Annotated in this window: 11 protein-coding genes and 1 pseudogene; 7 read left to right on the top strand and 5 right to left on the bottom strand. The window is 38.2% G+C overall.

The annotated features are described in order from the left end of the window. Nucleotides 1-228: 228 nt before the first annotated feature. Both ACYIAR_RS11210 and ACYIAR_RS11205 read right to left on the bottom strand, forming a co-directional pair. Nucleotides 229-1,290, bottom strand: coding sequence for a glycosyltransferase family protein (locus tag ACYIAR_RS11210; protein WP_480329646.1), 1,062 nt, complete (start codon nucleotides 1,288-1,290; stop codon nucleotides 229-231). Continuing rightward, nucleotides 1,287-2,093, bottom strand: a complete 807-nt coding sequence (locus ACYIAR_RS11205) for a UDP-2,3-diacylglucosamine diphosphatase (protein WP_480329645.1) — start codon at nucleotides 2,091-2,093, stop codon at nucleotides 1,287-1,289. Before ACYIAR_RS11205 ends, ACYIAR_RS11210 begins: the two co-directional genes overlap by 4 nt. Before the next feature lie 229 nt (nucleotides 2,094-2,322). On the opposite strand from ACYIAR_RS11205, the gene ACYIAR_RS11200 reads away from it, so the two are divergent. Continuing rightward, entirely contained in the window at nucleotides 2,323-2,529 is a 207-nt protein-coding gene (locus ACYIAR_RS11200; RefSeq protein ID WP_480329644.1) for a hypothetical protein, read from the top strand. Between the two features lie 80 nt (nucleotides 2,530-2,609). Here the strand turns inward: ACYIAR_RS11200 and ACYIAR_RS11195 are convergent, their stop codons facing one another. After that, nucleotides 2,610-3,263, bottom strand: a complete 654-nt coding sequence (locus ACYIAR_RS11195; protein ID WP_480329643.1) for an HAD family hydrolase — start codon at nucleotides 3,261-3,263, stop codon at nucleotides 2,610-2,612. A gap of 78 nt (nucleotides 3,264-3,341) precedes the next feature. After that, entirely contained in the window at nucleotides 3,342-5,126 is a 1,785-nt protein-coding gene (rpsA, locus tag ACYIAR_RS11190) for a 30S ribosomal protein S1 (RefSeq protein ID WP_480329642.1), read from the bottom strand. A 719-nt stretch (nucleotides 5,127-5,845) separates the two neighbouring features. Between rpsA and pflB the strand changes: the two genes are divergently transcribed. From pflB to ACYIAR_RS11170, 4 genes are all read left to right on the top strand, one after another. Continuing rightward, entirely contained in the window at nucleotides 5,846-8,086 is a 2,241-nt protein-coding gene (pflB, locus tag ACYIAR_RS11185) for a formate C-acetyltransferase (protein ID WP_480329641.1), read from the top strand. 92 nt (nucleotides 8,087-8,178) lie between these two features. Further along, nucleotides 8,179-8,910 (top strand): pyruvate formate-lyase-activating protein, encoded by a 732-nt coding sequence (gene pflA, locus ACYIAR_RS11180; protein WP_480329640.1) that lies wholly within the window; start codon nucleotides 8,179-8,181, stop codon nucleotides 8,908-8,910. A gap of 35 nt (nucleotides 8,911-8,945) precedes the next feature. After that, nucleotides 8,946-9,587, top strand: coding sequence for a LysE family translocator (locus ACYIAR_RS11175; protein WP_480329639.1), 642 nt, complete (start codon nucleotides 8,946-8,948; stop codon nucleotides 9,585-9,587). 22 nt (nucleotides 9,588-9,609) lie between these two features. Next, nucleotides 9,610-10,254 (top strand): carbohydrate-binding family 9-like protein, encoded by a 645-nt coding sequence (locus tag ACYIAR_RS11170; RefSeq protein WP_480329638.1) that lies wholly within the window; start codon nucleotides 9,610-9,612, stop codon nucleotides 10,252-10,254. Nucleotides 10,255-10,454: 200 nt separating this feature from the next. Here ACYIAR_RS11170 and ACYIAR_RS11165 read toward each other — a convergent pair whose 3' ends face one another. Continuing rightward, entirely contained in the window at nucleotides 10,455-11,930 is a 1,476-nt protein-coding gene (locus tag ACYIAR_RS11165) for a glycoside hydrolase family 30 protein (RefSeq protein WP_480329637.1), read from the bottom strand. A 522-nt stretch (nucleotides 11,931-12,452) separates the two neighbouring features. On the opposite strand from ACYIAR_RS11165, the pseudogene ACYIAR_RS11160 reads away from it, so the two are divergent. Beyond that, nucleotides 12,453-15,675 (top strand): annotated as a pseudogene (locus ACYIAR_RS11160) (SusC/RagA family TonB-linked outer membrane protein). 13 nt (nucleotides 15,676-15,688) lie between these two features. Further along, nucleotides 15,689-17,428, top strand: coding sequence for a RagB/SusD family nutrient uptake outer membrane protein (locus tag ACYIAR_RS11155; RefSeq protein ID WP_480329636.1), 1,740 nt, complete (start codon nucleotides 15,689-15,691; stop codon nucleotides 17,426-17,428). The last annotated feature ends 120 nt before the right edge of the window (nucleotides 17,429-17,548 follow it).

Raw genomic sequence — 17,548 nt, 5'->3', positions numbered from 1 at the left:
AAACACAAAAGAACAATTAACTTATAATTGTTCTATAATACAGCAATGTACAATAATATTTAGTCTATAAATTTATAAAGTTTATTTTAGAGCTTGTCAAAATTTTGCGCAAAAATAACATCATATTGTGTTTTCTAAGATTTATGAATCAATATTCATCATTTATTATTGCAAAGCTTTCCTTACAGCAGTATATGTATGTCCTATATAATAATAATGTAAGCCATCTTAGATTGCAGACATAATCATCTGAGAAGCTTTGTCCACCCAAACTTTAAATTCGATATTAGGATTGAAATCAGATGAAAAAGCAATTAGGCTGCCTAAATCAAAATCCAACGATGTTATTCCTGCTCCGTTTCTCACTGCATCAAAAGCATTACAATCTTGCTCGATGTGAGCCGGCACCATCAATATTGGCTTACCCAAATACATTGCCTCACATATTGATTCAAAACCTGCGGTTGAAGCATAAGCCTTGCATCCGCTCATCTGACTAAGAAATTCTTTGTCATCAAGTTGGTAAAAACTAAGAGTTTCATCAATGACCTTTACCGGACTCTCTCCTTTTCTGTCCCAAAAGAATCTTAGTGGCGTTTCCGGATTAATCTTATGCCAATATTCTACATTCTCTGCAAAACCGGAATTAACCAGATATCCGTGAATATAATCTCCTTTAGTGGGGTTGAGAGAGAATACTTCTTTTCTAAGCAAAGGAGGAACAACTGTTATACGATGTTGCTTGTCCTTATCCATATTTGTAAAAGACAATGCCAGTTTGTGAGAAGCACCAATACAGGTAAGCTTCGAAAAGAAATTAAGAACACGAATCTTTATTTTCAAATGCTCTGGCAAAACAAAGTCTTTATGTAAAAACAAATATTGATGTCCGATACAAATCTGCGGAACATGAATAGGATACATTGCATAAGTAAGCCCGGTCAGCAATTCATAGAAATTGATAACTGCATCAGCATTCGTCTCCCTAATCCTGCGATTAATGAATGACATGCTTTTCAAATATGCCGGAGTCCTGAATAAGTTATAAAACAAACTACGAAATACATTACTGCGTTTCGTTGATGGAGAAGGAAGAAAGTTCGGACTTTCAAATCTGCTCACAGGAGCAATGACATTCTTTTGGAAAAAAGACGGAAGCTGGCGTGAAGCACTTTTGCCGACCAATATTTCGACAACTTCATGCCCGTTATTCCTCAATATTTTCTCAAGAGCTATACACTGAGTAAGATGCCCACGGCCTTCACCTTGGACAATAAATAAAAACTTCATGACGCAGATACAATTTCAGGGACAACAGTAAAGTTCAAATTACCTTCAGAATCTACATCTTCTGAATAATAAAGTATATTCCATTTTCCGTCCTCATCTTCGGTCAATGCGGAAAGAGTTTCAACCCAGTCGCCAGAATTAAGATAATGAACCGAATCATAATGAATATCTGCCGGATGATGAATATGCCCGCAGATAACACCATCATAATTTCTGGCAAGGGCAAAATCCGAAAGAGTCTTTTCAAAATCAGAAATATAAGAAACTGCCGATTTTACTTTATGCTTTATTTTCTGCGAAAGCGAAAAGTAAGGTTTGCCTCGCCATGCGCGATAACGGTTATAAAGACTGTTGAACCATAAAAGGAATGAATATCCATAATCGCCAAGATATGCCATCCATTTCATTTGAGAAGTCACACGGTCGAAGATATCACCATGCGTAACATAATATCTTTTGTTTCCACTTTCAAGTACGTAATCTCTAACAATCTGTATTGTTCCGAGACGGAGCGGTGTCAAAGCATCGAGGAAATCGTCATGGTTTCCACGAACATATATGATTTCTGTTCCACATTTTTCCATCAGTTTCATAAGAATCTTGAAAAAACGCGTATGCGCCGGTTGCCATTTTCTGGTTCCGTTTTTTCGGAGATTCCAGCCGTCAATAATGTCACCGTTAAGAATCAACTTGTCACAATTCACAGACTGTAAAAAACGACACACTTCCTCTACTTTTGAGTAAGCTGTTCCCAAATGAATATCCGAGAGAACAACCGTACGATAATGTTTCCGCAAATACATGGTAATCAATATTTATTCTTGTCCAAAATTACCGTATCCATATTGCAGGACAGTGTAAATAAGATTACATTTCAATTGCAAATTAACATATGCATTCTTAGGAAGTTAAGAATATCACAAAAAGTATTTTCATTTTACCCCTATAATATTTGCCCCAAAAGTTTGCTTTTTAAATTGTTTTTTCCAATATTTGTGACACGTAGAATTAATCTTTTTAAAATAATACATTATGGAAAAGAAAGCTTTTATTCATAAGGAAGAGCTCCATTTATTGGACAAGCAGTTAATTCACAATGCAGTTAAGGATATGGCCAACAAACTTGGTTTGGCAGCTGGCTCTACACAAGGTTTTGACCTTTACAAAGTAGTTGAAACTTACTTCGAAGACCTTGAAAAACGCAAAGAAATGAATTCTTTGTTAGGCATTGAAGAGTAAGAAAACAGCATAGGAATAAAAAAACGGAGAAACAAATAATTCAAATTGTTTCTCCGTTTTTATTTCTGACGATCCAAATTTCACATACAAGCATATGCAAGTATTTCTTCTGCCTTATTGGCTATGAAACGTGGAGAATATTCCTCAATCTCCGACAACGGACGGAATCCCCAGCTCACACCGCAAGCATCAACACCGGCATTTATAGCCGTCTGCATATCTACATTTGAATCTCCTATATATAATGTATCTTCTTTTTCGCATCCTGTCTGTGACAATATTTCCAGGACAACATCTGGAGAAGGTTTTGCCGGAACACCTTCACGCTGACCAAACACAGCCACAAAATCAATCTTAGGGAAAAACTCTGAAATCAGCTTCTTTGTTGCTTCGTGGTATTTGTTTGAAGCTACAGCTATTTTTATTCCTTTTGACTGTAATGCTTCAAGCAAAGACTCAATTCCAGGGTAAGGCTTGCTTAAATCAGCGTTATGTATATTATAATGTATAAGGAATTCCTTACGGACTTTCATTACGTTTTCTTCCGTCTTTTCACCTTCAGGCAAAGCCCGTTCGAATAATTTGTTTATACCGTTTCCCACGAAAAACTTATACTCTGGCAATTCATGAGTTGGAAAACCGTTCTTCTGTAAAGCATAATTCGTACTGGTTGCCAAATCGTCAATCGTATTCAGCAATGTTCCGTCTAAGTCGAAAATTACTAACTTTTTCATTTATTTATGATATATAAAAAAGAAAGCCGATTTCCTAAGAAACCGGCTTTCCATATATTGATTCAATTAGCTTACAAATTATTTACCAGCCAATTTTTCTTTCAAAGCAGCAAGTTCTTCGATGTCACCCAAAGTTGTTTTTTCAACCTGAGTAGAAACTACGTTGCTTTCTTCTTTCTTGCTGTGTTTAGCTTTCTTTTCAGCAGCAGCTTCTTTCTTAGCAGACTTCTGTTCGTCTTCGAATACACGGCTGTGAGACAAGATGATTCTCTTAGCTTCTTTGTTGAATTCGATTACCTTGAACTGCAATTTTTCGTCTACCTGAGCCTGTGAACCGTCTTCTTTAACCAAGTGCTTTGGAGTTGCGAAACCTTCAACGCCATAAGGCAATGCGATTACAGCACCCTTATCCAACACTTCGATAACTGTACCTTCGTGGATTGAACCTACAGTGAAGATTGTTTCGAATACATCCCATGGGTTTTCTTCCAACTGTTTGTGACCTAAGCTCAAACGACGGTTTTCTTTGTCGATTTCCAATACCTGAACTTCGATTTCAGCACCAATCTGAGTGAATTCTGATGGGTGTTTGATTTTCTTAGTCCAAGACAAGTCAGAAATGTGGATCAAACCATCAACACCTTCTTCGATTTCTACGAATACACCGAAGTTAGTGAAGTTGCGAACTTTTGCAGTGTGCTTAGAACCTACAGGGAAACGTTCTTCGATGTTTTCCCATGGATCAGCCTTAAGCTGTTTGATACCCAAAGACATCTTACGTTCTTCACGATCCAAAGTCAAGATAACAGCTTCAACTTCGTCACCAACTTTCATGAAGTCCTGAGCTGAACGCAAGTGCTGAGTCCAAGACATTTCAGAAACGTGGATCAAACCTTCTACGCCCGGAGCGATTTCGATGAATGCACCGTAGTCAGCCATAACGACAACTTTACCTTTAACTTTGTCACCAACTTTCAAGTTTGGATCCAAAGCATCCCATGGATGAGGAGTAAGCTGCTTCAAGCCCAAAGCGATACGTTTCTTTTCGTCGTCGAAGTCCAAGATAACAACGTTGATCTTTTCGTCCAATTTAACGATTTCTTCTGGGTGAGAAACACGACCCCAAGACAAGTCTGTGATGTGGATCAAACCGTCTACGCCGCCCAAGTCGATGAATACACCGTAAGATGTGATATTCTTAACAGTACCTTCAAGTACCTGACCTTTTTCAAGTTTAGAGATGATATCTTTCTTCTGCTGTTCCAATTCAGCTTCGATAAGAGCTTTGTGAGAAACAACAACGTTCTTGAATTCCTGATTGATCTTAACGATCTTGAATTCCATAGTTTTGCCAACGAATACATCGTAGTCGCGGATTGGCTTAACGTCGATCTGAGAACCTGGCAAGAATGCTTCGATTCCGAATACGTCAACGATCATACCACCCTTAGTGCGGCACTTGATGTAACCCTTGATGATTTCATCATTTTCCAAAGCTTCGTTAACACGTTCCCAAGAACGAGAAGCACGAGCTTTCTTGTGAGACAATACCAACTGTCCTTTTTTGTCTTCCTGATTTTCGATGTAAACTTCAACTTCGTCACCAACCTTCAAATCTGGATTGTAACGGAATTCAGACATAGGAACAACACCGTCTGATTTGAAGCCAATGTTTACTACAACTTCACGTTTGTTCATTGCAGTAACTGTACCCATAACCACTTCTTTATCTTTTACAGTGTTTAGGGTTTCGTCGTAAGTCTTTACCAAATCTTCTTTGCTTACGCCGCTCAATGAATCGCCTTTTTCAAAAGCTTCCCAGTTGAAATCTTCAACTGGCTGGATGTTCTTCAAATTTTCCATTCTAAAATTGTTAATACTAATGTGAGTTATTTAGTTTTTAAGTTTATAAGTTTTTAAGCTGTTCCTTCATGAAATCAATGTTTCTGAAAGAAAACCCAATCGCAAATAAGCTCAAGAACTTTAAGTTTGTTTTAATTAGTAAGTTAGACTTTATATTGTCATATCTCAAAAATCGCTGCAAAGGTAGAAGTTTTTTCTGATTTTCAGAAGTTTTATAGAGCAAAAGTTTCCATACAAAATTACTAATAATATTTAAAAGCTATCACGACTTATTTTAAGTCTATTTATAACTTTAACAGCGGGGATATAGCAAATAAAGCCAGAATAGCTATCTCGTTATAATACTACAAGTTACATTTTCAGCATATTTCAAGAGATTGGAAAAAGTTTTTCATATTATATGAAACATTTTTTCCATATATTATGAAAAACTTTTTTCATGCAGTTGAAAATTTTGTTTCATACAATAAGAACTTCCTGAAACTTTATAAGTTTTTACATATAGATAAATATTCATTGAAAATTTATCACACATCCAAGATAAACACAATGAAAGCGTTTTACAATTATTTCCGACAAAAATTTACATCTTCCCACATAAAACTAGTTAATAAATCCTATAATACTATTAAAGTCACACAAATACCTAAAAATGGGGATGGACAAAACGGAAGAAAAGAGTAAATTTGCAATGATTTTTTAACGACAAAATATTACCTATGAATTTTACAAGCGAAAATTGGAAAGGGTTCAAGGGTGGAACCTGGCAAAAGGAAATCAATGTAAGAGACTTTATCCAGAACAACTACACTCCTTATGACGGAGACGAATCATTCCTTGTACCCTCGACAGAAAAAACTCGTAAAGTTTGGAACAAACTGACCGAGATGTTCAAGGTGGAACGCGAAAAAGGCGTTTATGATGCCGAAACTAAACTTCCTCAAGGAATTGACACTTACGGTCCGGGATATATCGACAAGGATAACGAAGTTATTGTTGGTTTGCAGACTGACGCTCCGCTGAAACGCGGAATCTTCCCTAAGGGCGGTATTCGTATGGTTGAAAACAGTTTGGAAGCATACGGCTATCACCTGGATCCTATGACTAAGGAAATCTTCACAAAATATCGCAAGACTCACAACGAAGGTGTGTTCTCTGCATATACTGACGAGATGATTGCAGCACGCCGTTCGGCTATCATCACTGGTTTGCCTGATGCTTATGGACGTGGACGTATCATCGGTGACTATCGCCGTGTGGCTCTTTATGGTACTGCTATCCTGATTGAAGAAAAGAAACGTTTCCAGAAGCGTTTGGATATTCAGGAAATCACTGAAGAAATCATCCGCCGTCGCGAAGAGATTACTGAACAAATCAATGCTTTGAAGGCATTCGAACGTATGTGTGCCGGTTATGGTTTCGACGTAACTCGCCCTGCTGCAAATGCACGCGAAGCTGTTCAGTTCGTATATCTTGCTTACCTTGCAGCTGTTAAGGACCAGGATGGTGCAGCTATGTCAATCGGACGTACAGCTACATTCCTTGATATTTATATCGAAAAAGATATCAAAGAAGGCAAGCTGACTGAAGCTGAAGCTCAGGAATTGGTTGACCAGATGATCATCAAATTGCGTATTGTCCGCTTCTTGCGTACTCCGGAATATAACGACTTGTTCTCTGGCGACCCAGTTTGGGTAACAGAATCTCTTGGTGGTCAGGGATTGGACGGCCGTTCATTGGTTACAAAGACTTGTTACCGTTATTTGCATACATTATATAACCTTGGTCCGGCTCCGGAACCTAACTTGACAGTTCTTTGGTTCAACAATGCTCCGGAAAACTGGAAACGCTATTGCGCTAAGGTTTCAATCGATACATCTGCAATCCAGTATGAAAACGACGATTTGATGCGCGTTGACTATGGTGATGACTATGGTATTGCTTGCTGTGTTTCTCCGATGAAGATTGGTAAGCAGATGCAGTTCTTCGGTGCTCGTGCCAACTTGGCTAAATGTTTGCTTTACGCTATCAACGGTGGTCGCGACGAACGCTCAGGTGTTCAGGTTTCTCCTAAGTTCGAACCAATCACTAGCGAATATCTTGACTTCAACGAAGTGATGGAAAAATACGAACAGATGATGCGCTGGTTGGCAAAAGTATATGTGAATGCGTTGAAGATTATTCACTATATGCACGACAAGTATGCTTATGAAGCATTCGAGATGGCATTGCACGACGGAGATGTTGAGCGTATCCGCGCAACTGGTATCGCAGGTCTTTCAATCGTTGCTGACTCATTGGCTGCAATCCGCGACTGTAAAGTTAAAGTTATCCGCGACGAACGTGGTTTGGCTGTTGACTTCGAGCGTGAAGGCGAATATGTTCCTTACGGAAACAATGATGACCGCACAGACAGTCTTGCAGTTGAAATCACTGAGAAATTCATGGAATACTTGCGTCAGCACGAAACATATCGTAATGCCGTTCCTACTCAGTCAATTCTTACTATCACATCGAATGTTGTTTACGGTAAGAAAACTGGTACAACTCCTGACGGACGTCCTGGTGGTACACCGTTCGCTCCGGGTGCAAACCCAATGAACGGACGCGACACTAAGGGTGCAGTTGCTGCTCTTGCTTCAGTTGCCAAGCTTCCGTTCCAGCATGCACACGATGGTATTTCTTATACATTCGCTATCTCTCCTGCTACTTTGGGTAAAGAACGTGAAATTCAGGTTAACAACATGGTTAACTTGCTTGACGGATATTTCACTCCGGACGGTGGCCAGCACTTGAACGTGAATGTATTCGACAAAGAATTGCTTCTTGACGCTATGGAACATCCTGAAAACTATCCGCAGCTTACAATCCGAGTTTCCGGTTATGCCGTTAACTTCGTTAAGTTGACTCGCGAACAGCAGTTGGATGTTATCTCACGTACAATCAATCATTCTTTATAAATAAAGATACAAGGGAACAGGAAGACAAGGGAACAAGGCTACCAAAAGCCTTGTCGACTTGCCTTCTTGTTCCTTTTATTTTATCATCAGATATGCTTACAGAAAATATTAAAGGCCGCATTCACTCACTTGAGAGCTTTGGAACTGTGGACGGTCCGGGAATCAGATTCGTAACCTTCATGCAAGGTTGCCCACTGCGATGTGCCTATTGCCATAATCCGGACACATGGGACATTAAACGGGCTGTAAAATATGAGCTTACTCCGGAAGAACTTCTCACAGAAGTATTGAAATACAAGAATTTTATCCGCAAAGGAGGAGTTACGGTTACCGGCGGCGAACCATTGATGCAGGCAGAATTTGTTGCCGAATATTTCAGGTTATGCAAAAACGAAGGTTTGCATACGGCGCTTGACACATCCGGTATCATTTGCAATGATGCAGCCATGAAAGTTTTGGACTATTCAGACCTTGTTATGCTTGACATAAAAACTATTAATACAGAATTGCATCCAAAACTTACCGGCGCAAGACACGAAATGCCTCTCCGCTTCCTCAATATTCTTGAAGAAAGAAACATCGATACTTGGATTCGCCATGTAATAGTTCCAGGACTTACGGACAATGATGAAGACTTGCAAAAGTTAGCAGAATATGTCAGCAAATATAAGTGTGTGAAAAAAGTGGAACTTCTGCCGTATCATACAATGGGCACATTCAAATATGACGAGCTCGGTATTGAATATCCTTTAAAAGGAACTGAACAATTAAGCAAGGAAAGACTGGAAAATGCCAGAAAAATATTTGCCGGATACGGTTTGTAAATGTATCTTTGCGATTATGATAGAAAGGCTATAAAATGCTGGAATTATTTATAAAAGGTATTATAATCGGCATATTGGTTTCAGCGCCAATGGGGCCGGTTGGAATGCTTTGCATACAAAGAACTCTAAACAAAGGACGTTGGCACGGTTTCATAACAGGAATAGGAGCTACTTTTTCTGATATAATATATGCGGTTCTGACTTGTCTTGGTATGGGAGTTGTTATCAACTTTGTTGAAGCAAATCAACAACCATTACAATTAGCTGGAAGTATTGTTCTAGGATTATTCGGATATTATATCTACCGCAGTAATCCGATAAAAAGTTTGCGCAAAGGACGAGAAAAGAAACTTTCCTACACTCAAGACCTTATAACAGCCTTCCTGTTGACATTCAGCAATATGTTGATTGTTCTGTTATATATAGGTTTATACGCCAGGTTCGGATTTGTTCTTCCGGAACATTCAATACCGATGCTTATGGCAGGAATCGGAGGGATTGGTATAGGAGCTCTTTGTTGGTGGTTCAGTATAACATCAATTATCACAAAACTAAAGAAGCATTTTAACATCAGAGGTGTTGGAATAATGAATAAAGCAGTAGGTTTTATAATAATGGTTGTATCAATCATTGGTGCCTTATCTATTTTGCTGAATTCATACGGATTAAAGCCATAAAAATCAAATATCATCAAATAAAATGAAGAAGCTTAAAGTACCTTATTTACCGGCATTAGATGTTCTCGATTTGTCGTCTGTAAGCTTTTTATTGGAAAAACAAGCAACAAGAGAGTATATCGACAGCGTTAATTGGCCTGAAAATTATCCATACAAGCCAATAGTCGCTTTTGACATTGCGCGGACAGACAAAAACCTCTACCTGCGATATTTTGTTAAAGGAAATTCTTTGAAAGCTTTAGCAGATAAAGATGGGCTGCCTGTTCATAGAGATAGCTGTGTGGAATTTTTTGTTAAACCAGAAGATTCCAGACTATATACAAATCTTGAATTCAACTGTATCGGTGTTTGCGATGCTGCACACAGACTTTCACGTAATGAGAAAGTTCCGTTCACACAAGAAGAATATGCATCTATCCGCAGACATACAACAATTGAGCACAAGCCTTTTGAGGAAAAATTAGGAGTATTCTCGTGGGAATTGGTTGTTGCCATACCTTTTGCAACAATAGGTGTTGACAGCAATAATCTGCCGGTAAAACTTATGGCTAATTTCTATAAATGCGCTGACGACACAAAAGATCCTCACTTCTTAAGTTGGAATCCTATAGATTTGCCTTCACCGGATTTTCATTGCCCAGACTTCTTCGGAGAAATTTATCTTTAATCCGTAAATAAATTGCTAAAAATACGACCGAACCCAATGCTGCGTAGGTTCGACCCCAAATGAATCTAGGTTCGGCCCCACAAATTGCTGGGTCCGTATATATAAAAGAGGATGTGCCAATACCGGATTTTTACACCCGGATTTCAAGCACATCCTCTTTTCTTTTTATGCCTTGTTACCAATTAGGATCAAACACCTTTTTATAACACAAAAGTATTTATTGATTTAGACTTTAATGTTGGAGTAAATGTCTTATCATTTACTTTGATTGAAAGCTTCTTATCAGCACTGCCGTTGTTACCTGCAATTACAATTACACTTCCATCCTGATTAACGAAAGCAAGCACATCATCATATGAACCTGAAGTTTCAATACGTTTAGCTCCAGGAAGAACATAATGACTCACGTGTTTCATTATATAATACTCCGGAGTATATTTGAAGCTCTTTCCATCCTCACTAACAACTACGAGAGAATTTTGAGCCCATCCCCAACGGCTTATACCTCCTTGCATCAAAGACGTATTCCAGTATTCATATATACTGACACCATTCTTAAGATAATGCTTCATCAAGTCCCAAGAGTGTGTTGCACCTTCCCAATTATTCTTTCCGTCGCCACATTCCTGTTCGCTCTGAATAAGCTTCAAATCAGGATATTTGGCATATACACCAGGCAAAGCATCTTTTCCAGCCCACTGGAAACCTACAGCTTTTACATATTTAGAACATTCAGAGTCATTAAGAATTGTGTCAACTAAAGCAACATTTGGACGTTCCATAGTTCCAAACATAACCTCAACACCTTTTTCATTCATTACCGGACCCAAATATTTTCCTACAAACTCAGCCAAACCTCTCGCTGTCCAACAACAACTTGGGAATATCTGAGCCGAATTGAATTCATTCTGAGGCATTACGCCGAAAATATCAATTCCTTCAGCTTTGTAAGCATCAATAAATTTGGAAAAATACAAAGCATAAGCTTTGAAATATTCTTCTTCCTGGATAAACATATCTGTGCCTTCGAAACCTTCACGGTCTTCAGGAAGTCCGTTATCCACAACCTTAAACATATAAGTACTTTCACCATCCTGAGCTCTTTCCTTGAATAATCTAGCCATTTTCATTGTAGAACTGCTAGCATAGTGCTTGTTATATTTCATCCAAGTTGGAGGAGACCAAGGTGATGCCCAAATCTTGATATCACTGTTATAACGCTTTGCAGCTTTAATGAAAGGAATCAAAGTCTTACGGTCATTATCAATTGAGAAGTTTTTCATCTCAAAATCTTTGTCCACTTCATTATATGAATACCAATCCAAAGCGAAATCATTTGCTGCTACTGGCATTCTACATATAGTAAAGTTGGCACCTTCACCAGGATAAAACATTTCTTTAAGAATAGATTCACGGGTAGAAGAATCCAATTTACATAAAGACGTCCATCCCAACTCATTAAAACAAGTTCCAAAACCGGCAATTGTCTGTTTCGTATTGATAGGATCAATAACAACATCAGCATCTACTTTATCAGAAGAAGCATCTGCAGTTAAAACCGGTTCATTAATCCAGAAATTTTCATAGGTAGAACTTACCCATTCAACCTTCTCCTGTTTTGAGCAGGAAAATGTCATGCACACTAACACAAAAAATAAAACGTTCTTTAAATTCATAATACAATAATGTAAAAATTAAAAGATTTTCTCAGTTAACATAATATTGATTACCAAAATTATTCAATTAATAAATATATAAGGTATAGTATTAACTCCAGCCCAAACATTTTAACTTTTATTTAACATGTTCGGATTTTCAAGTTCTTAATAAGAAAGAGCGTTATTATACATATCACAATATAAAAACTATCTCTTAAGCGTACAAAAAACACGATTTCATCGTCAAAACAGCCACTATACACATCCTTATTATCAAATCTTGACCTAAAATATAACAAAAGATACCTATTTTTTTAAACGAAAAATTTTGTGTCTTTTTGGAGCTATTATATTTTTGCGATACAAAAAAAAATGTTAATACTTAATTGTAAATAAAGAGTTAGAAACCAGTTGACCGTTTTGTATTTGAAAAGCACATTACAAATTACAAGTTAACCGCTTTTTACATTCACTTTTTAAGTATATACATTAATAAAAAGTTTAATATTGATAGTTTAAAAACTTAAATCAATCTTTTTTATGAGAGAAAAAACTCAAATAAATTCCTTTGCAAATTTATCTTCAAAATTAGCAAAAGGAGCAGCAATGGCAACTCTTTTATTGGTAAGCAGCATTGATGCTTTCGGCCAAAGCACCGTTACTGTTAAGGGAGTTGTTACTTCTGGAGCTGACGGACTACCTCTTATAGGAGTCAACGTATTGGAAAAAGGTACAACAAACGGAGCTGTTACAGATTTTGACGGAAACTTCTCACTCCAAATTCCTGTAGGTTCTGAATTGCAAGTTTCTTACATCGGTTTCATTGATCAGACTATTAAAATTGTAGATGGACAGACAGTCTACAATGTTGTTATGAAAGAAGATTCACAGTCTCTTGATGAAGTAGTAGTTGTAGGTTATGGTGTTCAGAAGAAAAAATTGGTAACAGGTGCAACTGTTCAGGTTAAGGGTGACGATTTGCAGAAACTCTCAACAAACAGTGCTCTTGGCGCATTACAATCACAAACTCCAGGTGTACAGATTCGTCAGAGTTCAGGTAGACCAGGCGAAGGCTTTAAAGTAAACGTACGTGGTGTCGGTACAATTGGTGACTCAGCTCCTCTTTACGTAATTGATGGTATTGCAGGTGGCGATATCAATGCACTTAACCCTTCAGATATAGAATCAGTCGACGTATTGAAAGATGCAGCTTCTGCAGCAATCTATGGTGCACGTGCAGCAAATGGTGTAATCTTGGTTACTACAAAACAAGGTAAAGCAGGAAAAGTACAACTTTCATATGACGGATATGTTGGATGGCAGACTGTTGCAAAATATCCTGACCTATTGAATGCTCAACAATATATGGATGTTCAGGATAAAATGAACACCAATATGGGTAAAGCTGCTTACGATTGGGAAAACTTGTTACCTAGCTATCTATACAATAGTATCAAAGATGGAAGCTGGAACGGTACAGACTGGGTTAGAGAATTAGCAAATGAAGGTGCTATGACTCAGAACCATTCTGTCAACCTTACTGGTGGTAGCGAAGCTTCTAAATTTGCATTAGGTTTCTCATATACTAATCAAGAAGGTATTTTCGGTAACCCTGTTGATCCTACATACGAAAGATACACAGCACGTATCAACTCAGAACATGTAGTATTAAAAGTTGATGACTTTGACGCAATCAAAATCGGAGAAAATTTAACATATACTTATACAGACAAATCAAACATGCCTGCTATCGGTGATATCTACGGTAACGATATGCACAATGCTTTAGGTGCAAATCCATTGTTACCAGTCAGAACTAAAGATGGTGAATGGTATGATCAAAATGCGAAGAATGCCGAAGGATGGACTTTTGATGGAACAGAATCCAACCCTATCGCTCAAATGGCATTGTCAGACAGAGGTAACAACCGTACAAAGAATTACAACCTGCAAGGTAATTTATATTTGGAAGTACAGCCTATCAAGAATTTGAAATGGCGTTCTGTTTTCGGATATAAGATGAATTCTAATTCATACCGTTCATATTCCGGAGCTTATTATTTAGGAACAACAAACTCAAAACACAACTGATAATGTTCAACAGAACTCTAGTATAGGTCATCAGTACACTTGGGAAAATACTATCAGCTACAGCTGGAAAATAAATGAAGACCATGCTTTTGATGCTGTATTAGGTCAGTCAATCGAAAAATGGGGCTTGGGAGAAGAAGTAAGAAGTGGAGGTAGAAACTCTATTTTCCCTGGAGACTTTGACTTTGCATATGTTGACAACACAAAACCAGGTGCTCTAAACGAAGTTACATACGGTGGTAATCCTTTAACAGAAGGTGCATTAGCTTCTTTCTTCGGACGTGTAAACTATAACTACAGAGAAAAATATATGGCATCAATCGTCATGCGTTCTGATGGATCAGCAAACTTTGCACGTGGTCACCGTTGGGGTTACTTCCCTTCAGTATCTGCAGGTTGGGTAATCACTAATGAAAACTTCATGCAGGATTTGGTTGACAAAGGTTTGGAATTCTTGAAAATCCGTGGTAGCTGGGGCAGAAATGGTAACTCTTCTATCGATAACTTCCAATATTTGGCAACTATCGCAATGAATAACGGTAACCGTTATTTCTTCGGTAACGACAAGATGACTCCTTATACTGGTGCTTATGCAGATATTCTTCCAAACGAAGATGTTACTTGGGAAACTTCAGAACAGCTTGACTTAGGTTTTGATGCTCGATTCTTCAACTCAAGATTAGGTGTTGCATTCGACTGGTATAAAAAGACAACTAAAGACTGGTTGGTTCAGGCACCGGTTTTGGCATCATATGGTACAGGAGCTCCTTACATCAACGGTGGTGACATTCAGAACAAAGGTATTGAAATTGCTTTGAACTGGAACGATCAGATTGGAGACTTCACTTATGGTGTTGCTTTCAACATTGGTACAAACAAGAACGAAGTAACTCGTATCGCTAACACAGAAGGTATCATCCACGGTCCGGCAAACGTATTAAGCCAGGGTACAACAGAAATGTACCGTGCAGAAGTCGGTTATCCTATTGGATATTTCTGGGGATATGAAACTGCTGGAGTATTCCAAAACCAAGCACAAATAGATGAATACCGTGCATCAGGAAAAGGTTTATATGACACAACTCAACCAGGAGATGTTATCTTCGTTGACAAAAACGGTGATGGTCAGATTACTGATGCCGACAAAACAATGATTGGCGATCCAAATCCTAACGTAACTAGTGGTTTGACACTTACATTGGGATACAAAGGTTTTGATTTCGCAGTAACAGCATATGGAGCATTCGGACAGCAGATTGCCAAATCATACCGTTCATTTGCCGATATGCCATTGGAAAACTTCACAACAGACATTCTTAACTGCTGGGATGGTGAAGGAACTTCTAATTTCTTACCAAGATTAACTGATGGTACATCTACTAACTGGCAGAATATTTCTGACCTTTATATAGAAGATGCCGACTATGTTAAGATTAGTAACATCACTATCGGTTATGACTTCAAGAAATTGTTCAAGAACATGCCATTGAGCCAGGCTCGTCTATACTTCACAGCTCAGAACCTATTCACTATAACAGGTTATTCTGGTATGGATCCTGAAGTTGGTTACGCAGGTAGTACAAATTCTGCTTATGACTGGGGATCAGGTATTGATGTAGGTTTCTACCCAAGTCCTAGAACATTCTTAGTTGGTGTAAATCTTAAATTTTAATTGAGTGAAAGGTATGAAAAAATATTTGTTAATGGCTGCAGCCGGACTTATGACATTGACTACTGGCTGTGAAAACTTCCTGGACACAGAAAGTTATACAAAGAAAAATACAGGTAACTTTCCATCAACTGCTACAGATGCAGATAATATGGTTACCGGTGTATATTCAGTATTGAATATTGTTACAACAGATTATAGCTCATCAAACTTTTTCGTAAGTGAATTAGCTTCAGATGAACGTTTCGGTGGTGGTGGTTCAAACGATAAGCACTTTACAGGTCTTGGACACTTGTTGAACTATGGAACAGATGCACTTAAACCTGCTTGGACAGATTATTACAAAGGTGTTTATCGTGCAAATATGGCTTTGGAAACTATTGACCAATGTGCTTCTGAAATTTCAGAAGACCAAATGAACAATTATAAAGGTCAATTGCATTTCCTTCGTGCATACTATTTTAATGAAATGGCTGAACTTTGGGGTACTTTCCCATTAACTTTAAAAACAGAAAGTGAGAACTTACCTAAAGCAGAACCGGCTGCTATCTACGGACAGATTGGCTACGATTTGAAAAAAGCAATTGAATTGCTTCCTTCAACAAACTATGCACAAACAACTTCCGGAAGAGTAACCAAATGGGCAGCAGAAGCTATGATGGCTCGTGTATTCTTGTTCTATACAGGTTTCTATCAAACTGCAGACATGCCACTTGGTGATGGAACAGGAACTAATGCAGGAACTATCACTAAAAACGAAGTTATCAATTGGATAGATGATTGTGTAAATAATTCAGGTCACTCTCTTGTTGATGATTTCCGCAGACTTTGGCCATATTCTAACCAATATACTGCAAGTCATTATGATTATGTAAAAGATTTGTATGATGCTGGTAAATATTGGTATGCTGACGGTGAAAATCCAGAACAAATATGGAATATCAAGATGTCATCTATGGCAACATGGGACGGATTTCCTAACGGAGCTGTAGGTTACAGCAACCAGTGGGCTCTTGCATTCGGTGTACGTGCTCCGGGTAACGGTGAAGCTACAACATACCCATTAGGTAAAGGTTGGGGGGCAGGTCCTGTATCTTCAAACTTGTGGAACGATTGGAAAGAAGCAGAACCAAATGACCCACGTCGTGAAGCTTCAATTGCCGACATCGCTACTGAATATCCAGAATATGCACAAGGTGCAGATCGTCAGGTAGAAGATTCTAACTTCTGGCAGAAAAAGGTTGTAGCTACACAGGCTTATGACGAACAAGGAAACAGAAAGAATGTATTCGGTTCTGTAATGTTCGGTAGAACTGATGATGATATGGCATTAGGACATGTTCAAGACTTGTGTGTTATCCGTTTTGCAGATGTTCTGTTGATGCAGTCTGAATTAAAACAGAATGCAGATGGTATGAATAAAGTTCGTGCACGTGTAGGTCTTCCTCCGGTATCTTACTCTTTGGAAGCTTTACAACAGGAGCGCCGTTTCGAACTTGCTTTCGAAGGTCGTCGTTGGGCTGATATCCGTCGTTGGCATATTGCAGAACAATGTTTGGAAAGAAGTGTTGGTGCACCAATCTACAATCAAGGTATCTTAACTAAGATGAAGGAATTCGGAAGCGGATATGCAAACCGTTATAAAGAAACTAAAGGATTCTTCAAAATTCCTGAGTCTGAAATAGACCTTTCAAACGGTGTTTTGGTTCAGAATGAAGGATGGACAGGAACAGATTCAAACTTTACCGGATGGTAACGTAAATACAATAATTTTCATATTCCAATAAATTTTATGTACGTGCCGGAGGCTTTATTAATGCTTTCGGCACGTTTTTTATTTTGCTCTGCACTCGCCTTTCATTATATTTGCGCAAAA

The sequence above is a fragment of the Parabacteroides sp. KHUB-01 genome (assembly GCF_056640935.1).
The sequence above is the reverse complement of the archived record's forward strand: the minus strand, read 5'-3'. Positions and strand labels throughout refer to the sequence as shown.